Annotated in this window: 15 protein-coding genes and 1 other RNA gene; 10 read left to right on the top strand and 6 right to left on the bottom strand. The window is 64.5% G+C overall.

Translation table 11 applies throughout. From position 1 onward, the window contains the following. The first annotated feature begins 40 nt into the window (after window positions 1-40). The 5 genes from murD to V6584_RS05230 all read left to right on the top strand — a co-directional run bounded on the left by murD (window position 41) and on the right by V6584_RS05230 (window position 7,078). Window positions 41-1,474, top strand: coding sequence for a UDP-N-acetylmuramoyl-L-alanine--D-glutamate ligase (murD, locus tag V6584_RS05250; RefSeq protein WP_340469429.1), 1,434 nt, complete (start codon window positions 41-43; stop codon window positions 1,472-1,474). After that, window positions 1,458-2,702, top strand: a complete 1,245-nt coding sequence (locus V6584_RS05245; RefSeq protein WP_340469428.1) for a peptidoglycan glycosyltransferase FtsW — start codon at window positions 1,458-1,460, stop codon at window positions 2,700-2,702. Before murD ends, V6584_RS05245 begins: the two co-directional genes overlap by 17 nt. A 60-nt stretch (window positions 2,703-2,762) precedes the next feature. Continuing rightward, the gene (locus V6584_RS05240; protein WP_340469426.1) at window positions 2,763-4,010 is read left to right on the top strand and encodes a UDP-N-acetylglucosamine--N-acetylmuramyl-(pentapeptide) pyrophosphoryl-undecaprenol N-acetylglucosamine transferase; all 1,248 of its coding nucleotides are present in this window, start codon (window positions 2,763-2,765) and stop codon (window positions 4,008-4,010) included. 325 nt (window positions 4,011-4,335) lie between these two features. Beyond that, the gene (murC, locus tag V6584_RS05235) at window positions 4,336-5,946 is read left to right on the top strand and encodes a UDP-N-acetylmuramate--L-alanine ligase (protein WP_404802633.1); all 1,611 of its coding nucleotides are present in this window, start codon (window positions 4,336-4,338) and stop codon (window positions 5,944-5,946) included. A 142-nt stretch (window positions 5,947-6,088) separates the two neighbouring features. Then, on the top strand, window positions 6,089-7,078 hold the full coding sequence (locus V6584_RS05230) for a cell division protein FtsQ/DivIB (protein ID WP_340469424.1): 990 nt from the start codon (window positions 6,089-6,091) through the stop codon (window positions 7,076-7,078). A 76-nt stretch (window positions 7,079-7,154) separates the two neighbouring features. Here the strand turns inward: V6584_RS05230 and dtd are convergent, their stop codons facing one another. Beyond that, entirely contained in the window at window positions 7,155-7,631 is a 477-nt protein-coding gene (gene dtd, locus V6584_RS05225) for a D-aminoacyl-tRNA deacylase (protein WP_340469423.1), read from the bottom strand. Between the two features lie 240 nt (window positions 7,632-7,871). On the opposite strand from dtd, the gene V6584_RS05220 reads away from it, so the two are divergent. Then, on the top strand, window positions 7,872-9,320 hold the full coding sequence (locus tag V6584_RS05220; protein ID WP_340469421.1) for a C1 family peptidase: 1,449 nt from the start codon (window positions 7,872-7,874) through the stop codon (window positions 9,318-9,320). A 742-nt stretch (window positions 9,321-10,062) separates the two neighbouring features. On the opposite strand, the gene V6584_RS05215 is transcribed toward V6584_RS05220, so the two are convergent. The 5 genes from V6584_RS05215 to V6584_RS05195 all read right to left on the bottom strand — a co-directional run bounded on the left by V6584_RS05215 (window position 10,063) and on the right by V6584_RS05195 (window position 15,415). Continuing rightward, a complete protein-coding gene (locus tag V6584_RS05215; RefSeq protein WP_340469420.1) occupies window positions 10,063-10,614 on the bottom strand; it encodes a TIR domain-containing protein in 552 nt (183 codons plus the stop codon). Between the two features lie 529 nt (window positions 10,615-11,143). Continuing rightward, window positions 11,144-11,541: a transfer-messenger RNA gene (gene ssrA / locus V6584_RS05210) on the bottom strand. 199 nt (window positions 11,542-11,740) lie between these two features. Beyond that, complete coding sequence (locus V6584_RS05205; protein ID WP_340469418.1) at window positions 11,741-12,946, bottom strand: AbiH family protein; 1,206 nt, start codon at window positions 12,944-12,946, stop codon at window positions 11,741-11,743. Window positions 12,947-13,139: 193 nt separating this feature from the next. Then, window positions 13,140-14,039 carry a carbohydrate kinase family protein gene (locus V6584_RS05200; RefSeq protein WP_340469417.1) on the bottom strand — a complete coding sequence of 300 codons (900 nt, stop codon included), beginning with the start codon at window positions 14,037-14,039 and terminating at the stop codon, window positions 13,140-13,142. Window positions 14,040-14,041: 2 nt separating this feature from the next. After that, on the bottom strand, window positions 14,042-15,415 hold the full coding sequence (locus V6584_RS05195; protein ID WP_340469416.1) for an ROK family transcriptional regulator: 1,374 nt from the start codon (window positions 15,413-15,415) through the stop codon (window positions 14,042-14,044). Between the two features lie 257 nt (window positions 15,416-15,672). Between V6584_RS05195 and V6584_RS05190 the strand changes: the two genes are divergently transcribed. The 4 genes from V6584_RS05190 to V6584_RS05175 all read left to right on the top strand — a co-directional run bounded on the left by V6584_RS05190 (window position 15,673) and on the right by V6584_RS05175 (window position 20,128). Then, window positions 15,673-16,455, top strand: a complete 783-nt coding sequence (locus tag V6584_RS05190) for a copper homeostasis protein CutC (protein ID WP_340469415.1) — start codon at window positions 15,673-15,675, stop codon at window positions 16,453-16,455. Between the two features lie 298 nt (window positions 16,456-16,753). Next, window positions 16,754-18,082 (top strand): sugar ABC transporter substrate-binding protein, encoded by a 1,329-nt coding sequence (locus V6584_RS05185; protein ID WP_340469413.1) that lies wholly within the window; start codon window positions 16,754-16,756, stop codon window positions 18,080-18,082. A gap of 142 nt (window positions 18,083-18,224) precedes the next feature. After that, window positions 18,225-19,214, top strand: coding sequence for a carbohydrate ABC transporter permease (locus V6584_RS05180; RefSeq protein WP_340469410.1), 990 nt, complete (start codon window positions 18,225-18,227; stop codon window positions 19,212-19,214). An 8-nt stretch (window positions 19,215-19,222) separates the two neighbouring features. Beyond that, window positions 19,223-20,128, top strand: coding sequence for a carbohydrate ABC transporter permease (locus V6584_RS05175; protein ID WP_340469409.1), 906 nt, complete (start codon window positions 19,223-19,225; stop codon window positions 20,126-20,128). Window positions 20,129-20,137: the final 9 nt, after the last annotated feature.

Below are 20,137 nucleotides of genomic sequence, written 5' to 3'. Positions count from 1 at the left end.
AGGTTGGACCGCCGGTCAGGACCGAGACGGGGTTTCTTCGATGGGAGCGAGCATGAAGCGGGTTCTGGTGGCAGGCCTTGGGATTTCAGGCAGGAGCGTGGCCCAGGTCCTGCGCGACCGGTCGGTCGATGTGGTCACCGTGGACGAACGGGTCCCCCAGGCCGACCTGCACGACTTCTCCGATATCGACTGGAACGGGGTGGACATGGTCATGGCCTCCCCGGTCTTCAACCCACGTACCCCCTTCATCCAGCAGGCCGAGGCGAGAGGGATCCCCGTGGTCAGCGAGGTGGAGATCGCCTGGCGTCTGCGGGTCGGTTCGAACAGGACGGGCGCCCCCGCCCCCTGGATAGGCATAACGGGCACAAACGGCAAGACCTCGACCACGGAGATGACATCGGCCATGATGACCGCCTCGGGGTTCAGGGCACCGGCCGTCGGCAACATCGGGAGGGCCCTTTCACAGGCGGCCGTGGACCCGGCCGATGACTTCCTCTGCGTCGAGCTGAGCTCCTTCCAGCTCCACTTCACCAGCTCCCTGGAACTGGAATGCGCCGCCATAACCAACCTTGCAGCTGACCACCTGGACTGGCACGGCGGTTTCGAGAACTACGCGGCCGACAAGTCCAAGGTCTATCAGGGGGTCACCGGCACCCTGGTCTACAACGCCGACGATGCCAGGGTCAGCCGTCTGGCCGGGGCCGCCCACCCGGCCCCCGGCTGCCGGAGGGTGGGCTTCACCCTCGGCGCTCCGGCCCCTGGGCAGATCGGTGTGCAGGAGGGGTGGATCGTCGACCGGAGCGGGGTGGCCGGGGGGTCTCATGCCCAGGCCGAACGCCTGGTCGAGCTCTCCCGCCTGGTCCATCTGTGTGAACCCGATGGCAGGGTATACCCCCATCTCCTTGCGGATGGCCTGTGCGCCCTGGCCCTGGCCCTGGGGGCTGGGGCGGGGAGGAATGACGCCATCGGGGCCCTGGCCTCCTTCGCCCCCGGCGGCCACAGGATCCAGACGGTGGCCAGCCTGGACTGCCCCGGCGGGTCCATCAGGTTCGTCGATGACTCCAAGGCGACCAACGCCCACGCCGCCCGTGCCTCCCTCTCCACATATGGGCCCAAGTCGGTGGTCTGGATCGCCGGAGGACTGGCCAAGGGGGGCAGGTTCGAAGATCTGGTCGCCTCACAGGCCAAGACCATCGCGGCAGCAGTGGTCATCGGCCGGGACAGGCAGGCCCTGCTGGAGGCCCTGAGACGGGAGGCACCGGATATACCGGTCACCGTGATCGACCCGGACCCGGCGGATTGCGTGATGCGCAGGGCGGTCCAGGCCGCCGGTTCGTATGCCCGCCCCGGGCAGGTGGTCCTTCTGGCTCCCGCCTGCGCGTCAATGGACCAATTCGCCTCCTACGCGGACAGGGGTGAGCAGTTCGCGGACCAGGCCCGTCAGTGGGTGGATGGCCATGAGTCGCAGGGTTGAGGGCGGGCGGGTCGCGGACCGCCGGGGGAGCAGGTCACAGCAGGGCCCCCGGCCCGGGCAGGACAAGGCCTACCGGGGTTGGCGGGCCCTGCTCAATCCGGTGTGGTGCTACAACGGTTTCCTGACCACGGTGACAGCCACCACGGTGTTCGGCCTGGTCATGGTCTTTTCCAGTTCCTCGGTGGATCTGGTCGCCCGTGGACAGTCCCCGTGGAACCAGGCGCTCCGCCAGGGCATATACTGCCTGATCGGCCTGGTCGTCTCCGTCGTGGCCGCCCACATACGAGTGGGCACATATGCCAGGTTCTCCCTGGCCTTCCTCATCTTCAGCCAGTTCGTACAGGCCCTCACCTTCACCAGACTGGGACTGTCGACCAACGGCAACGCCGGGTGGATCTCCTTCAGGGGGGTCACGATGCAGCCGGCCGAGATGTTGAAATTGGCCCTCTGCATCTGGCTCCCCAAGGCCCTGATGGACGCGCGCCGCCGGCATGACAAGCTGGAGGAGCACTCCTGGCTGGCTTACGTGACTCCTGTGGCTGGTTTCATGATCAGCTTCATCCTCATCATGGCCGGCAAGGATCTGGGCACGGCCATGATCGTGGTCATCATCGGTTTCGCGGCCTTCCTGGTCAGCGGCTTCTCCCTCAAGTGGCTCCTCAGCCTCTCCCTGCTGGGCCTGGCCGGCATCATCGCCTTCGCCGTCATGGGCAGCAGCAACAGGATGAAGCGGATCATGGCCACCTACGGGCAGTGCTCGGGCCAGGACGTGCAGAGCGTGTGCTACCAGTCCATCCACGGCATGTACGCCATGGCCTCCGGTGGTTTGACCGGGGTGGGGCTGGGCAACTCCCGGGAGAAGTGGAACTACCTGCCCGAGGCACACAACGACTTCATCTTCGCCGTCATCGGCGAGGAGCTGGGCTTCCTGGGGGCCGCCCTCGTCGTCCTGGCCTTCGTGGTCATGGGGTGGTGCATGGTCCGTCTGGCCCTGACCACCCGTGACCGCTATGCCGCCATGGTCCTGACCTGCCTGGCCGTATGGATCGTGGGCCAGGCCCTGGTCAACATCTGTGTGGTCCTGGGCATCCTTCCGGTCATGGGCCTGCCCCTGCCCTTCGTCTCGGCTGGCGGCACGGCGCTGATACTCTGCCTGATGGCCGCTGGTGTGGCCGTCCGCATGATGAGGACCCAGGACGATGTCAGGGCCTCTGTCGAAGGAGACTGAACGGACCTGGCGGGCCGGAGGAAGAAAGACTTGTGGAAAGACCAGGGAAGGAGCAGGAAGATGACGGCGGGAGCTTCGAAGGAGTCCGTGCATGACGAGGAGGGTGGAAGGGGGGCCGGTTCCGCAGGTCCTCACATCGTCCTGGCCGGGGGCGGCACCGCCGGCCACGTCAACCCCCTGCTCAGTGTGGCCGCAGCCATCATGGACAGGCGGCCTGAGGCCAAGGTGACCGTGATCGGCACCCCCGCCGGTCTGGAGCGTGACCTGGTCCCCCAGGCCGGATTCGAGCTTGACACCATAGACAAGGTCCCCTTCCCGCGAAGGCTGGATGCGGCCGCCGTCAGATTCCCCGCCAGATGGCGCAGGGAGGTGGTCAGGACCAGGGCCATACTCGCTGACAGGAAGGCGGATGTCGTCGTTGGCTTCGGGGGCTACGCCTCGGCTCCGGCCTACCGGGCGGCGCACGCCATGGGTCTGCCCCTGGCCGTGCATGAGCAGAACGCCCGGGCCGGCATGGCCAACAGGTTGGGTGCCCGCTGGGCCGACTATGTAGGGACGGCCTATGATTCCACCGGCCTCAAGGTGGGTCCCTCCTGTCTGATCGAGCGGGTGGGCCTGCCCCTGCGCCCGGCCATAGCCGACCTGGCGACAAAGATGGAATCGGACCCCGCCCGGGCCAGGAGGGAGGCCGCCCGCCGTCTGGGTCTGGACCCTGACCGGCCCGTCATTCTGGTCACGGGGGGCTCCCTGGGCGCGCTCAACCTGAACAGGGCCATGGCCCGGGCGGCGGCCAGTGTCCTTCCTCTGGCACAGGTGGTGCATCTGACGGGGAAGGGGAAGGATGGAGAGGTCGTGGAGGATGTGGCCGGACAGGTTGGCCGGGATCAGATAAACGACCTGGATCCCGGGCACGCCGGGCAGGGGGATTACCACGTGGTCCCCTATCTGGAGAGGATCGACCTGGCCTTCGCCTGCGCCGACCTGGTCATCTGCAGGGCCGGGGCCGGCTCGGTCAGCGAACTGACCGCCCTTGGGCTGCCGGCCATCTACGTCCCCCTCCCGATCGGCAACGGCGAGCAGAGGTACAATGCCCTCCCCGTCGTCAACGCCGGAGGCGGCCTCCTTGTCGAGGATGCCCGGATGACGGCCGACTGGGTCCGTTCCAGCCTGCCGCCCCTGATGGCGGACAAGGGGAAATTGGAATCCATGAGGAGGGCAGCCTGGGGATACGGCATACGGGATGCCGCCCAGGTCATGGCCGGACGTGTCCTCGACCTGGCCGGCAGGGACGGCGGCCCGGCCCGTTGAGGATCCGGTCCGCCCAGGACCTGCGGACCATGACGGGGTTCACAGGGGGCAGGGGTCCGCAGGGGCGGTCGGGCGGTCTCCCGGTCTGTCCCGTCGGTCCGCAGGTGTGAGACCATGGTTCCAGCAGAGTTTCTTGGATACCCTGAAGGTGAGGAGATGTACCTTGACAGGTGATGACAGCAGGATCGAGTCCGCGACCGGCCGCCCGGCCGCCCAGGCCACCGGAGAGGGGGCAGGGGGGCTGCAGGCCGCCCGCAGCCGGCATGGGGGCACCCCGGCCGGGGCAGGGTCTGAAACCGGTCGGCCTGCTGCATCCAAGCCCGCCTTGGTCCAGGACCCTCAGGTCCTGGACCCGACCCGGGACCCCTTCTCGGGGCGGGATGTGACGCCTGGGGACCTGGGGCGGGTGCACTTCATCGGCATCGGAGGGGCGGGAATGAGCGTCCTGGCCGAAATGCTCAAGCAGGGTGGGGCCGATGTCTGCGGATCCGACATGCAGGCCAGCGCCAGGACGGCCCGTCTGGAGGCCATGGGGATACCCGTCCGCATAGGGCAGGCAGCAGGCAACGTCGACGGGGCCGATACGGTGGTCTGGTCCACAGCCATCAAACCGGACAACCCCGAGATCGTGGAGGCCAGGGCCAGGGGGATCCGTCTGGTCCACCGCAGCGACATACTGGCCCTCCTCATGTCGTCCCACAGGGCCGTGACCGTTGCCGGGGCCCATGGGAAGACCACCACCAGCGCCCTTCTGGCACATATCCTGTCCAAATCAGGGCAGGGGGGATTGGCCGATCCCAGCTATGCCATCGGGGGCTCCCTGAGGATGGCATCAGGCCTGGTCGAGGGGGGGCACCTCGGGCGGGGCGATGTCCTGGTTGCAGAGGCTGACGAGTCCGACGGGAGTTTTGAAAAATATCATCCTCTGATCGGGATCATCACAAATGTGGAGGCCGACCACCTGGACCATTACGGCAGCCCGGATGCCTTCCGCCGTGCCTTTGTGGAACATGCCCGCCACGTCACGGGGTCGGTGATCATCTGCGGCGACGATCCGGGGGCCCGGGAGGTCATAGACAGGTTGGGGGAGGACTGCCGGGCCGGTCTGGTGGTCTATTCCACCGAGGCGGAAGAGGACTTCGGGCCCCTCCCGGCCGCAGCCGGTTACGTCAGAATCGAGTCGGAATCCGAGGCGGCCGGCAGTGGGCAGGAGCGTTTCGTGCTCCGCCTGCCCGCAAGTCTGGTGGGGAACCGGCCTTCAGGTCCCGGCGGCAGGGAGGGGGAGGGGATCCGCCTGCCGGTCCACCTGAGCATACCGGGTCTGCACAACGCGCGCAATGCGGCGGCGGCCATAACGGCAGCCGTGATTCTGGGCATGGAGCCCGGCCGGGCGGCCTGCGCGGCCGAGGACTTCCAGGGCGCCGCCCGCCGGTTCGACCTGAAGGGGGTGCAGGGATCAGTCAGCGTGGTGGATGATTATGCCCACCATCCCACTGAGATCCGGGCCCTGATCGATGCCGCCCGCCGCCGCTATCCCGGCCGGCGACTGAGGATCCTCTTCCAGCCCCACCTGTTCTCGCGCACAAGATTCTTCGCCCGCCAGTTCGCCCAGGCCCTTTCACGTGCCGACGATGTCGTGGTCACGGCGATATACCCTGCCAGGGAGAAGCAGGAGGACTTCCCGGACGTGGGCCCACAGACCATCATCCGGGCGGCGGACGACGCGGATCGAAGGCGCTTCCAGGAGGTTGACGACATGGAGGAGGCGGCCCGGATCCTGGCTGACAGGGCCCAGGCGGGCGATGTGATCCTGACCGTCGGCGCGGGCGATGTGACGGCCATGGCCCAGGTCATACTCGACAGGCTGGCCCAAGGCAAGAACCGGGATACGGCCGATGGACTGGGGGCCGCTGATGAGCGCTCGACGGATCGTTAGCTCCTGGCATCGCAGGGGCCGGGGAAGAGGTGGACGGCAGGAGGGGAAGACCCCGTCCGAACAGTCTCCATCGGGGCAGACGGGAGCTTCACCCACGCCTGGGTCTTCTAACCCGCAATCACCCTCCCGTCAGGCACGCTCCGTGAAGTCGGAGCCCTCACCCTCTTCCTCCCGCTCCGGCAGGCCGGAACAGGCACAAGGTCGGGAGATCGTCGGTTCGGCTTCGGCGGCCGTCCGGGGCGGCGGCCTGCCCGGGCGGAGAGGCGGGGAGAGAAGAAGCGTCTCCTCGGGGTTCGTGGATGCCCGTTCCCTCTCTCCCGACCAATCGGTCTCCGGAAGGATCGGGGCCGACGGGGGAACGGGCGTCTTCGTCCGTCCCAAGGTCATCGATTTCCAGGCCAGGGTCCGTGAGAAGAAAAGGGTCGGCCTGCGGGCTGTAATCGTTAGGGTCTCCCTGGTGGCCCTCGCAGTCATCCTGGTCTCCTCCCTGGTCTGGCTCCTCTTCCTGTCCCCGGTCCTCCGCCTGGATCCGGCGCAGATATCCGTCAGGGGCGGCAATGCTTGGGTCTCTGATGAAAAGGTCCTCTCGATAGCCCGGAAAGAGCAGGGGAAGTCCCTGCTGCTCGTGTCGACCTCCAGGATAGAGTCGGCGGTGGGCGGCCTTGCCGGGGTGACACGGGCCGAGGTCCGCAAGAGTTTCCCCCACGGCCTGGAGGTCACCTTCAAGGCCGAAGAGCCCACGGCCATACTCAAGGATTCCAAGAAGAAGCTCACCGCCGTGGATGGTGACGCCCGTGTGCTCAACGTGGTGGACGGGCCGGTGGAGGGGATTCCGGTCATAGACGTGGACCAGGTGGACAGCGGACTCAGTGGGAAGGCCGTCCGCCAGGCCTTGAAGATCCTGCGCTCCATGCCCGAAGACATGCGCCGTTCCGTCACCAAGGTGGCGGCCGACACCCAGGACTCGGTCAGGACCGACCTGGAGGGCGGCAAGCAGGTCATCATCTGGGGGGACGGGTCGCAGCTCCAGTTGAAGCAGGCGGTCGTCGACAAGATCATCCATGACCCCAAGGTGATCGGCGACAAGCACCAGGTCGACGTCTCGGCCCCGACCCGCCCCATCATCAAGTAGGGGGACGTGCAGGGCCTGGCCGCCCTTCCGGCCCTTCACCCTGGGCCGGCAGGTTGTGGAGTCCCGGCCCTTGGCTTCAGTCCATGAGCTCATCCGTGTCCATGAGGATGGTCACAGGGCCGTCGTTGGTCAGTCCCACCCGCATGTGGTCGCCGAAACTGCCGGTCACCACGGGGATGCCCTCATCTTCCAGGGCCCTGTTGAGGTCCTCCCAGATCCGTTTCGCGTGGTCCGGCCTGCCGGCCGCCAGGAAGTTGGGCCTGTTGCCGTGCTTGAGGCCGGCATAGAGGGTGAACTGGGGGACCGACATGATGCCGCCCCCGACCTGGAGGACGGAGAGGTTCATCTTCCCCTCCCCGTCTTCGAAGATGCGCATCCCTGACAGCTTCCTGGCGGCATAGGCCACCTGTCCGGGCCCATCTGCATCACTTATTCCGACCAGGATGACCATCCCCTGGCCCATCCTGACCGGAGCGAACCCGGCATCGGGGTTCCCCTCCTCATCGACCACGTCCATGTCGGCCCGGCTGACCCTCTGTATGACGATTCTCATGGGTCATCATTCTAATCTCACCGATGGCGGCTGACCAAAGTCCATCCCCTGAACACCCGGAGGGGGCACCGGCCACCCTGAGGGTATAGAATGCCAACAACGCATGTGAATCGGGTGGGTCCGCCGCAGGTCCCGCCCCCGGCTTCGGGGGGGGGGCGGCTGCATCGATGGGTTTCATCCGTGATCGGGCCCGGCGGGTATGAGCAATCCGGGCGATCTTCCATCAGAAAGGGAAGGGTATTGAACAAGGACACGACATCTGGAGCCATACAGGCAGAGGACCTGCAACGCTATGGGGAGGCCTTCCGCGCGGACAGGGCCAACAGGGTGGCGGCCAATGCGGCCGTCTCCGAGGGGGTGCTGAAAGCGGCCACCGGCTATGAGGGCGCCCGTTCCCTGCTCAGGGAATTCTCCGTGGACCTCAAGCAGGGGTCGGTGACCAACCAGGAGCATTCCGGCCGCTGCTGGATGTTCGCCTCTCTCAATGTCCTGCGCTATGAGGTCATCCACCGGTGGAAGCTGGAGGATTTCGAATTCTCCGAGACCTATCTCTTCTTCTGGGACAAGATGGAGAAGGCGAACGCCTATCTGGAGAACGTCCTGGCCACGCTGGACAGGCCCTCGGACGACCGGCTGGTCCAGATACTCAATGAGAGCCCGGCCGACGACGGAGGCTGGTGGGAGATGTTCGCCAACCTGGTCAACAAGTACGGTCTGGTACCCAAGTCCGCCTACCCGGAGTCCGCCAACTCCCGTGATTCCGGTGACTTCAACCTCTACCTGAACAAGAAGCTCCGCCAGGACGCCATCGAACTGCGCAGGAAGAAAGCCGCAGGAGCTGGCATGGATGAGCTCAGGGAGCTCAAGACAAGGGACATGGAGACCGTATACCGCATCTGCGCCATCGCCTTGGGCGAGCCTCCGGCCACCTTCGACTTTTCCGCCCGTGTCAAGGGTGACGAGGACGAGGGGGCCAAGGGGTCCGATTCCAAGAAGGCCGCAGAGGGCGATTCGGCCCCGGGGAAGACCCAGGGTGAGTCTGGCAGGGACGAGCGCGTCCAGATCCGTGAGTTCGGCATCACCCCCATGGATTTTTACCGCAAGTATGTCCCGGTGGATGTCAACGACTATGTGACCCTGTGCAACTCCCCGATGGAGGCCACCCCCTTCAACCGCCACTACCAGATCGCCTATGTGAACAACGTGGCCGAAGACGGCAACCTCAACTTCGTCAACGTCCCCTTGGAGGTCCTGCGCAAGGCCGTTACCGACCAGATCAGCGCCGGGCACCCCACCTGGTTCGCCTGTGACTGCGATCAGTTCTCCCTGCGGAAGGCGGGCATCTTCGACCGGGGGACGGTCCAGGTGGATCAGCTCTTCGGCACCGACTTCTCCATCGAGAAGGGCGACGGCCTGGAGTACGGCGACTTCCCCAGCAATCACGCCATGACCATCACCGGAGTGAACCTGGACAAGGAGGGCAGGCCGGACCGGTGGAAGGTGGAGAACTCCTGGGGCAAGGCGAACGGGGTGGACGGCTACTATGTCGCCTCGGCCGAATGGTTCGACCAGTTCGTCTCCGAGGCCATCGTCCGCAAGGAGTTCCTGGACCAGGAGACCCTGAAGGCACTCGCCTCCGACCCGGTCGTCCTCCAACCCTGGCAGCCGCTGACCCTCTGCAGCGACTGAGGGCAGCCGGACTCTTCCCGCCCCCTTAGGATATACATATGGGCCGGGGGGGGGGGGCCGCCCCCCCCCCCCGGGGGCCCCCCCCCCCCCCCCCTCTCTTTTCCCCTCGGGGCGGGGGCTCGCCCCCCGGCCCCCCCGGGGGTCCGCGCCCCGACCCATATGAGTATGCGGGGCCTGGGGCCACGCGGCGGTGCCGGCCGCCCAGGCCATGCGAGAGGCCGATCTGTTGCCGTCGTGATCGGGTCTGGCGGTCGGTCTGCAAGGACCGTCCTGAAGGCGCACCCATGTGGACGGCAAGCCCCTGTCGGACGTTGCCCGACGGCCCAAGGTACCTGTATGAAAGCCCCTGCCTGTGCCCTCCCGGGCGAGGAGCCGGGCCGGTCTTTGCCCATCCGGCAAAGGGATGGTATACGGGACAGGGCAAAGCCGTCAGCCTGGCGGACAACAGCGATACCTGACCTTGATTACAGGGGGGGGGCAGTCAATCGGGTGGCATCTTCCTGCGCAGGCCTCAAAACCAGGCTCATGCCGATTCCTGCATGGCCTTACGGTTTCGCCATACAGGTGCGCAAGAACAGGCCGGCATGGGCTGGTTCGGCCTTCTGCTTCATCTTCTGCTTCATGAAAGCGGAATATCCGACTGTTGGGCATGCCCTCAGTCAACCGCGCAAGAAGGCCGTCAAGCAGACACCTCCAGAAATGAGGCCTGTGAAAAGCAATATGACGGGCTGGAACAGGGCCATCAATCAGTGTGCACCTGTCCGTCCTTTCCTTCCGTCGCCTCAAGATAGTCGGAGGGCCGTCTTAGCTGTTCTTGATTGCCTAAGAACAACCGTTGCACGTAACCCTGGGAGGCCCACTGCGCGAGATTGTCCTTGATTTCGTTGTAGAAATCAGCACTTGGCCCGCTTGGGATATAACGCGGGATGCAGACTGTCTCATAATTATCGAGGAAGGTGAACGGATCCGGCCCTATCGGGTCCGTCTGCCCGTTATCGTCCTCCAACCCGCTGATATCAATCGACAAGAGCGGCTTACTGATATCCCATGCGTGCCGTATCTCATATTGCACCCAGGGCCGGCTTGCCGTGTAAAGCCCGCTCAAGACAATCACAGCGGTCTTATCCTTCATCTCTTCATTGATCCAGTCCTCGACCGCCGCATCCCCTCGGCTCTTGATGCTTTCCCAATCCTGTGTGCTGAGCAGCGGTTGCCCTTCAACGCCGCTGATGTCCATGATCTGTTGGACGCGCCGATGATCTTCCCGGTAGTGGAAAGCATAGAAAACAGCCATAAAATGACCTCCTCTTCGATATGTATGGCCCGTGGCAGGAGGCTCGACATTTGACACGTCCATCATGTCAGCAAGACTTGCCCACCCAAAGACCCCTTCATTTTTCCTTCTGCGACTCTACACCAAGGTGCACAATTGGCCGGCGGGCCGGCCTTCTCTCCCGATGATGCGCATGAGCCGGGCAAACCGACTTCCTATGGAGACGCCCCCCATCTCTGGGGATGGGTAGCTCTTGCCGATGCCGGGCCTGGACGACTTCCGTACGGCTGGGATACCCGCCGGCTTCTTCCCATACGCTGCCCTGCAGGGTCGTCCTGTTGAAACGTCTGGACCCAAATCAAACCGTTTGAGGTCGGGCAGGCGCTGTGCAGCAGGAAGGCCGGTGGATGGCGGAAGGTCGGTGGATGACGGAAGGCCGGTGGATGACGGAAGGCCGGTGGATGACGGAAGGCCGGTGGATGACGGAAGGCGGGTGGATGGCGGAATTACAACAAAAAAGCCGCCCGGGCGAACCCGGGCGGCTGTGTTCGAGTGGAGCTGCGGGGAATTGAACCCCGGTCCGGTGACCGCACCCTCAGTCTTCTACGTGCGTAGTCTGCTGGCCGTATGGCTATTTATCTGCCCCCACCTGTGTCGCAGACAACCGGTGGCGGGCATAGTCACAGTAAAAGTCCCCGAATCACCCTGCGGCCCGGTGATTCAGGCAAGCCTTCTGAATGACGCCCGGCTTCCCCCCGAAGGCGAAGGGGAGCGGACGGAGCTGCTGCTCACTGTTTAATCCTGGCGCGAAGCTCAGGCAGCGAGGGCAAACTCAGTGCGGTTAGATTTAGCACTTGTTTTTTGCGGGAGGACATTAACGAGCGGACCCCCGCGTTCTCGGCACGCTTCCCTGCGACGAACAGGTCACCGTCGAAACCGATCAGCCCCGATCTTGAATTATCAAGCTCCGCCGGTCTTGGTGACCGGCTTCATCAGTATACAACAAGGCAGACCGGCCGATATTCCCGAGTAAGGCGGTGGTTCCTCCACCTGGTGACCCCGCGCCGGGGGAGGGACCCTGCCGAGGTCGGGGATGGTCCTCTACTGCCGGGTGGCGGCCCCGCGCCGGGGGAGGGCCTGATGGAGGTCACCTGGGTGACGGGGCCACGCTCAGCCTGCCCTCGAGAAGGAGCTTGTGCAGGAGGTTCCTCCCATGGCTTTCGTTGTCGAGGGTCTCCCCGTACCTGGTCATCAGACGGTTGACCTTCTCGTACATCTCACCGGCGGCGCCGCCGTTCGAGGGCGACCCCCCGCCTGCGGACGGCCCGCCGTTCCTGCGGTTTTCGTTGTAGTAGAAAACCAGTCGGGTCTGGCTCTCATACAGGTCCACGGTGTCGAAGAGGGACTGGAAGTACGAGTAGTCCGCGGGTCCCAGGGAGTGGCCGTAGAACTTGATGATGTCCGTCTCGTTGCCCGGTCTGCCCATCACGTATGGATGGATGACCGTGATGTTGCTCTCCCGACGGAGCGCCATGAGGCGGAAGGTCTTCGTGAACTTGACGATGTCTGCGTAGTCGGGGTCCGAGGCCGACAGATTCGACCCGTCGATGCCGAAGACGATGTCCCCATCGGTCAGGTTTCCGTGGATGTTGGCCAGGGATGGGCAATCCCGCAGGCCGGCGAAGGGGTCCGTGTAGTTGAAGTCGAGGAGGGAGACGTTCTCGGGATGGCCCTTGAACTGCTTTCCATTGCCGTCATATTCGATCAGCTCGGGCTTCTCCTCCCAGGGTCGCAGGGAGTTGGGGTCGGGCAGGCGGTCGTTGATCAGGGCGGTGATCAGCTTGTGGCAGCGCCGGCTGTATTCGGGGTCGGATGCCACCTGGCCTCGCAGGTAGTCCGAGAACTCGCGTTCGAAGATGTGGAGCTGGTCCATGAAGCAGTCATAGAGGGTATGCTTGTCCTCCCCTCCGGTCCACCCGTAGCGGTCCACGATGATGGCCGCCACCTGGCCCTCAGCATCCATGTGGAGGAATCGGTCCGGGTCGGCGGGGGAGTCCAGGACCTTCTCCCCCTCCGCCCGGGAGCGCAGGTACCCGGCCGCGGCGGTCATGATCTTGTCGATGTGTGGGGAAGAGGGTCCCAGCCACTCGCCCATGCTGGATTCGACATCGAACCAGGACCGGTTGCGCCGGCTGTCCTGGAGGACGAGGTCCCACACCGTGACACCTTTGCTGCCCAGGCGGGAGGGGAGGTCCTGCAGGCGGGGGATTTCGAAGTCATTGAAGGTGGATGCCAGGCCGCACTCGAGATCGAAGCCGTTGCCGAGCACCAAGAGCTGGTAGAAAGCACTCATGACGAATCCCCTTCATATGTCTGTGCCGGACACGATCCTACGCCATATGGCACCAGGAGCCTGCAGGCCCCATATGCAGGCACTTTACCTCGGTTGACGGGGCTGGAAGCCGTATGATGCCTCCCAGGGCTTAAGCGGCCCTCCGTCGACGCGAGCGCCGGCCCCGTCCCGGAGGGCCCGCCCAGGCCCCCTCTCAACGCCCCTGGTCGGCCAGATAGTCATGCATCCTGGCTGGATACTGGGGCCATGCCCCCTCCTGGGTGCAGACGAAGGCGGCCGTGTTGACGGCGGCGCGATGTGCCTGGTTCAGCGAGGCCCCCATCAGCCTGTTGATGGCGAAGGTCCCGGAGAAGGCATCGCCGGCCCCGACCGTGTCCGCGACGGTCACCTTTGGGGTCTGCAGGCGGGAGGTCTCGCCATCGGACAGATAGATGGTGCTGTAGGCGCTTCCGGCTGTCAGGACCACGGTGTCCAGGTGGTACCGCTTCATGAACCAGTCGCATACCTCGGCGTCGGTGTCCCCGCTGATGTCGAACATGTCACGCAGGATGACCAGTTCCTCGTCGTTGAGCTTGAACATGGTGGCCATGCCCAGGAGCTCCTCGATCAATGCCTTGGAATAGTAGGCCCCACGAAGGTTGATGTCGAAGAAGCGCATGGCGTCCGGCCGGGTGCGCCTGAGGAGTTCCTCGAAGGTGGCCCGTGACTGTTCGCTGCGCATGCCCAGTGTGCCGTAGCAGACCGCGTCGGCCCTGGAGGCCAGGTCGGTCAGACGGTCGGTCAATTCCACATGGTCCCAGGCCACGTTCTCCTTGAAGATGTATTCGGGTATGCCCTCGGTCAGCTGGACCTCGACGGTGCTGGTCGGCCATTGGTTGTGCTGGAGGAGGGCGTTGACACCGGCCTGGTGGACGGCCTCCTCCAGTTCCCGACCCAGTTGGTCCTCGCCCACGGCGCTGATGGCATACCCTTCCGCACCGTTCTTGGCCGCATGGTAGCTGAAGTTGACCGGGGCCCCGCCGGCCCGTTTCCCCGTAGGGAGCATGTCCCAGAGAATCTCGCCTATGCTGAGGACTATCGGCTTGTCTGCCATGGTTATCCTTCCTTCTGTTTGCTGTCGTTTTCCGTAACCTGCCCGACGACTTTGGCCGTCTGCAAGCCTGTTCGCAGGCCTGCCCCGGCCTGCCCCCGTCGCTGCCGGGCCTGGTCTGCTCTGACGGGGGCTGGCCTGCGCCCGGTATCGGGCGGTTCCCTCCTGGCCCGGCCGACGAAGGCGGCCGGATGGAGGAGGAACTGGTTGGCGGCCACGGCGGCGGCCCCTGTCAGCGTGGCGTCCACGGGGAGGCTGGAGAGGAGTATCTGGGTCCTGCCCCCCACCTGGGGTATGGTCCTGGCCTCGACCAGGGCCCGGACGGTATCGAGGAGGGGCCTGCCGGCCCGGGCCATGATGTCGCCGATTACTATCTGACTGGGATTGTAGGCGTTCACTATGGTCACGCATCCATAGCCCACATACCGGGCCAGGTCGGCCACCAGGGCCCGTGATTCCCCGTCGCCGTCCTCCGCCATGGCGAAAAGGCGCTCACAGGCCTGGGAGTGGGTGAGCCCCCGGAATCCCGGGTAGTGCCCGGCATGAGCTGGGGAGACCAGGGTATGGTGGAGGGCCACGGCCGAACAGTAGCATTCCAGGCAGCCTACATTGCCGCATTCGCAGGTTGGCCCCTCCTGGCTGATGCTGATGTGGCCGATTTCGGTGGCGGCCCCCTGCGAACCGTTCAGGAGGCTTCCCCCTTCGAGGACCCCCAGACCCACCCCTTCGCCCACCAGGTAGTATGCGATGTCCGGCTTGTCGATGCGGGGGTCGAAGAGGCTCTGGGCCAGGGCCCCGGCCCGGGCGTCCTGCTCTATGAAGGTGGGGACCTCGAAGGCCTGGGAGAATTCCCTCTTGAAGTTGACCCCCCGCCAACCCTGCATGCCGGTGACCAGGGCTATGCTGCCCTCCTCGCGCAGGTAGGGGCCGGGTACGGCCATGCCGACCCCGGTGATCCGGGGGTCCTCATCTATCAGGCCTCTGACGTCTTTCTTCACCGTTTCGACGGCCTGCTGTACGTCTCCGTCGCCGACGGGGGGCAGCTCCTGCATGCCCATCAGGTTCCCGCTGAGGTCGAAGACCCCGATCTGGACCAGGCTGCGGGCGAATTTGACGCCGATGACCAGGTGGCTGGAGGCGTTGAGCCTGAGGCCGATGGAGCGGCGGTGGCCCCTGCCCCCCAGGTTTCCGGTCTCGCTGATGATGCCGGGCTCGATCAGGCGGGCGACAAGTTTTGTGATGGCGGGGGCCGTCAATCCCAGTCCCTTGGCTATCTGGGCCCGGGAGCAGACCCCGTTGCGGTGAAGGTATTGGACGATCCGGGACTGGTTGAGCTCGGACATGGCCGCCGGGGCGCTCGCACTCCCGTATCCCTTCATGCTTCCCCTCCAGGTCTCCTCCGGCGGTGCTGACGTCATCCGATGAGGCGTACACCATTCATAACGATGTTTATATATTAACAGCGTTAAGTATACCATCGACCCTGTCTCGTCCCTGGTGGTTCCTTCGGACCAGGCCCGTCCACGGTTGTGGACGCCGCCCGGCCGCAAATGCCCTAGACTGGTCCTGTCGGCCCGAAGCCCGCGGAGGGGCGGGGCCATCTGACAGGTGAAGCGTACGGATCAAGGGAGATTGTATGAAGGACATGCATGGACCCCGCGTGGAGATAGCGGTGCAGGATGTCGCCGGAGCCCGGACGGCGCTGGAGGCGGGGGCGGACAGGATAGAGGTCTGCGCCGGGCTGGGGGCTTACGGTGGTCTGACGCCAAGCTGGGCGGTCATCGCGGGTTGCAGCCGGGTCGGTCTTCCCCTGGGGGCACAGGTCCTGATCAGGCCCCGGGCGGGTGCCTTCGTATACGAGAACGAAGATGAGCGCAGGGTGCAGGTCGAAGATGTCCGGTCTGCCGTCAAGGCCGGGGCGGGGGGTGTCGTGGTCGGCGCCCTGAACGCCGATGGGCGTGTCGACCTTGCCCTTTGCAGGGATCTGGTCACCGCCGCCAGGTCCGCAGGCGACCAGGAGGGCAGGAGGGTGGAGGTCACCTTCCACAGGGCTTTCGACATGGTCGTCGACCGGTCACGGGCCCTGGACCAGCTGATCGACCTGGGTTTCGACCGGGTTCTGACCTCCGGGGGAGCTCCCTCGGTCCCGGAGGGGATGGACTCCATCGGCGACCTGGTCTCTCAGGCTGCCGGCCGCATCCAGATCATGGCCGGTGGGGGAGTCCGGATCGATGCCATAGGCGAGGTCCTGGATCTGGGGGTGGCCGCCGTCCACCTTTCCGCCAAGCGTCTGGTGCCGGCTCCGGCTGGGCCCGGCGGCGGGGGCGAGGATGCCAGTGTGGAGGTCACTGATGCGGGCACGGTGGCGGCAGCCGTCAGGGCGGTCAGGGCTTATCGGTCACGGAGGACGGCCTGCTGAACCTTCTGACCCGGCTCCGGGCGTGTCGAATTGCGTCCGGTAGGAGGGTGTCATATATTGTTAATAGTTTTTCTGGTGAAAGTAAGGAAAGCAAACTAAATAAAGAAGCGGAGTTCGAAGAAGACACACGGTCTCGCTTTCCACTGCCTTCACCGGAGTGACTGGCAACTGTCAACTGACGCTGGTCGGCGCAGACCATCGGCGTCACGCAGGGTCCCGTACGCAGTGGGTGCGGGGTTCCGACGGAAGACCACTGCAAAGAAGCATAAACGGAAGTCAACTCCTTGGAGGGTTCGAGATGAGAAAGAAGACACTGATCGCCGGAGCGGCCGTGGCCACGGCCATCGCTTTGACCCTGGGCGGCTGCTCAATGGGCGCAGGTTCAAACAAGAAGTCCGGTGATAGTTCGGGAAGCGACAACAAGGACAAGTCCATCACGGTGTGGGCCATGAAGGGCGATTACACCGACAAGACCCTGGCGGCCATCAACGATGCCTTCACCAAGAAGACCGGTGCCAAGGTCAAGCTCCAGATCCAGCCCTGGGACAACATCACCACCAAGGTGACCACGGCCCTGGCCTCCTCCACCCCTCCCGACATCATCGACATGGGCAACACGCAGGTGGCCGGCTTCGCCGCCTCCGGCGGCCTCATGGACCTGACCAGCCTGAAGGGCGAGATGTCGGGCGGCAAGACCTGGGTCAAGGGCCTGGAAGACCCGGCGACGATCGACGGCAAGCTCTATGGCATCCCGGCCTTCGCCGCCGCCCGCGCCGTCATCTACAACAAGAAGGTGTGGTCGGACGCCGGCATCACCGAGGTGCCGAAGAACTGGGACGAATTCACCGCCGACCTGGACAAGATCCAGGAGAAGAACAAGGGCAACGCAGACTTCGTCCCCTTCTACCTGCCCGGCCAGTACTGGTACTCCGCCCTCCAGTTCATCTGGGATGCCGGCGGTGACGTGGCCGAGAACAATGGCGGAACCTGGAAGGCCACCACCTCCAGCGATGCATCCGTCAAGGGCATGGACCAGTGGAAGGCCTTCCAGAACAAGTACTCCAGCAAGGCCTCCCAAACCGTGGACACGGTCAGCCCCAGCATGGACCAGCTCCTGGCTGACGGGAAGACCGGGGCCATTCTGAGCAACAGCGCCTCCATACCCGCAGCCAAGGAAGCCAACAAGGAACTCAAGGATTCCGACCTGGGCACCTTCGCCATGCCCGGCCAGTCCGGAAAGAACCAGAAGTCCATGGTGGCCGGCTCCGACTGGGCGATCGCCGCCAAGAGCCAGAACGCCAAGCTCGCCCAGGAGTGGGTCAAGATCGCCGCCAGCGATGAGATCCAGCAGAACTGGGTCTTCAAGAACGACGGCTGGCTTCCCAACTCCGTGGAGGGTCTGGACCAGGCCATGAAGTCCTCCGACTTCCCTGAGGTGCAGAAGGGCTTCTTCGATGCGGCCAAGGATTCCAAGTCCACACCCGCGTCACCCAACTGGGCCACGGTCGAAGGCGACAAGTCCATCAACGAGTTCACCCAGAACGTCGCCACGGGCTCCATGTCCACCAAGGAGGCCGCGCAGAAGTTCGACAAGCACCTGGACGAGGTGCTGGCCAAGAAGGGCTGAGCCTGAAGATCGGCTGACGGCCGGTGCCGGGCGCCGCCCAGGGGGGGGACGTGTCCGGCACCGGCCACTGAACAAGTGGAAAAGGGTCGGCCCTCGTGATCATTCGCGTCGGCCGGCCTCCTCCGTAATCAAGGAAGCTGTCATGACACAAAACACCAGCGCTCTTTCAGCGCCCGCCAAGTCGCCTGGGGGTGGCGGCCCGGCCGGTCATTCGGGAATCCGCAGGGGAGGCAGGAGGCCGGACAGCCATGGGGGCATGGCCGCGGCCCTTCTGACCCCCACCGGCATCATCTTGATCGCTCTGGTCATCGTCCCCATCATCTTTCTCGTCTTCACCTCCTTCACGGACTTCAACCAGCGCTCGCTGTTCACCGGCGAATTCAACATGGCAGGTCTGTCCCAGTACTCTTCCGTCCTCAAGGACAAGGAGTTCTGGGCCGCCCTACTGAGGACCTTCCTCTTCACGGCGGCCCTGGTGGTGGGCAGCCTCCTGGTCGGGATGGCCGTGGCACAGATGATGACCAAGCTGGGTACGGTCATGCGTTACATAGTCACCTTCGTCCTCATCTTCGCCTGGGCCATGCCGAATGTGGCCTCCTCCGTGGTCTGGAACTGGCTCTTCCAACCCGGTTACGGGGTGATCAACTGGCTCCTGACCAGGTTGCGCATCTTCGGTGACCTCTCCAACCTGGCCTGGTCCAACAACACCACCCTGGCCTTCGTCTGCATCTGGCTCCTGGTGGTCTGGCAGGCCGTTCCTTACATAGCCATCACCCTCTACGCGGCCACCACCCAGCTGGACCCCTCCAGCCTGGAGGCTGCCCAGATCGACGGGGCGGGGCCCATCCGCACGTACTGGCAGATCGTGGTGCCCCTGATCGCACCCAGCATCATGGTGATCGGGATGCTCTCCATCATCTGGGACTTCAACGTGTTCAACCAGATCTGGCTGGTCTCCCAGGGTGGACCTTCCGGATCCACATCGACCATCGGGGTCTTCACCTACAAGAAGGCCTTCATCAACTTCGACATCGGCCAGGGAGCGGGGATTTCGGTCATCACCGTGATCATCCTCCTCCTGCTGACCAGTGTCTACGTACGTAACCTCCTGAAATCGGGTGAGGATCTATGAGTGCCGTCATGACAGGACAAGCTTCTTCCAGCGTGGGCGCGGCCCGGGCGGCGGCCTCGGCCTCGGCCGGCAGGGTCAAGGCCCGCAGACATTTCAACTGGCGAAGGTTCGGTACAAACGTCATCGCCGTGGTCTTCAGCATCGTCTGGTTCTTCCCCGTCTACTGGATGACCATCACGGCCTTCAAGCCGCGCAACGAGGTGATGACCACCAAGCCGGCCTTCATACCCACCCACTGGTCCCTGGAGAACTTCCATTCGGCCATCTTCCAGAGCGGGCATTTCTTCACCAACCTCAAGAATTCGGTGATCGTGACCTTCGTGGCCGTCATCGTCTCGGTCGTCCTGGCCTTCCTGGCCTGTGCGGCCCTGACCCTGTACAGGTTCAGGGGGAGGAGGACCATCATGGTCATGATCCTGGCCATGCAGATGATCCCCGGGACGGCCATGCTGATCCCGCAGTTCATCGTCTTCAACCAGTTCGGGCTGCTCAACAAGTATTCCGGGCTGATCCTGGCCTACATCGCCCTGGTCCTGCCCTTCTCCATCTGGAACATGCGGGGGTTCTTCCTGGCGGTGCCGACATCGATCTTCGAATCAGCCAGGGTGGAGGGGGCCAGCGAGTGGCAGATACTGAGGAAGATAACCTTCCCCCTGGTGGCGCCCGGCGTCGTCTCCACCTCGGTCTTCGCCTTCATCACCGCGTGGAACGACTACCTGACCGCTTACACTTTCATGAAGGACGACACCAAGTACACCCTGCCGGTCTGGCTGGCCAGCTTCACCACGCCGGCCGGCACCGATTTCGGCGGACAGATGGCGGCTTCGGTCATCTTCTCGCTGCCCGTCGTCATCTTCTTCATGCTGGTGCAGAAGAACATAGCCAAGGGCATCACCACCGGTTCGGTCAAGTGAACGGATGCC

The organism is Bifidobacterium favimelis, from assembly GCF_037963085.1.
GTDB lineage: Bacteria > Actinomycetota > Actinomycetes > Actinomycetales > Bifidobacteriaceae > Bombiscardovia > Bombiscardovia favimelis.
Note: the sequence above shows the minus strand (reverse complement) of the source record. Positions and strands in the feature narration are given on the sequence as shown.

Coding starts and splice junctions, on each gene's coding strand:
- V6584_RS05190 (WP_340469415.1), top strand. CDS start 15,673: ATGAAGGACATGCATGGACCCCGCGTGGAGATAGCGGTGCAGGATGTC.
- V6584_RS05180 (WP_340469410.1), top strand. CDS start 18,225: ATGACACAAAACACCAGCGCTCTTTCAGCGCCCGCCAAGTCGCCTGGG.
- murD (WP_340469429.1), top strand. CDS start 41: ATGGGAGCGAGCATGAAGCGGGTTCTGGTGGCAGGCCTTGGGATTTCA.
- dtd (WP_340469423.1), bottom strand. CDS start 7,631: ATGAGAATCGTCATACAGAGGGTCAGCCGGGCCGACATGGACGTGGTC.
- V6584_RS05215 (WP_340469420.1), bottom strand. CDS start 10,614: ATGGCTGTTTTCTATGCTTTCCACTACCGGGAAGATCATCGGCGCGTC.
- V6584_RS05200 (WP_340469417.1), bottom strand. CDS start 14,039: ATGGCAGACAAGCCGATAGTCCTCAGCATAGGCGAGATTCTCTGGGAC.
- V6584_RS05175 (WP_340469409.1), top strand. CDS start 19,223: ATGACAGGACAAGCTTCTTCCAGCGTGGGCGCGGCCCGGGCGGCGGCC.
- V6584_RS05195 (WP_340469416.1), bottom strand. CDS start 15,415: ATGAAGGGATACGGGAGTGCGAGCGCCCCGGCGGCCATGTCCGAGCTC.
- V6584_RS05185 (WP_340469413.1), top strand. CDS start 16,754: ATGAGAAAGAAGACACTGATCGCCGGAGCGGCCGTGGCCACGGCCATC.
- V6584_RS05240 (WP_340469426.1), top strand. CDS start 2,763: ATGACGGCGGGAGCTTCGAAGGAGTCCGTGCATGACGAGGAGGGTGGA.
- V6584_RS05245 (WP_340469428.1), top strand. CDS start 1,458: ATGAGTCGCAGGGTTGAGGGCGGGCGGGTCGCGGACCGCCGGGGGAGC.
- V6584_RS05205 (WP_340469418.1), bottom strand. CDS start 12,946: ATGAGTGCTTTCTACCAGCTCTTGGTGCTCGGCAACGGCTTCGATCTC.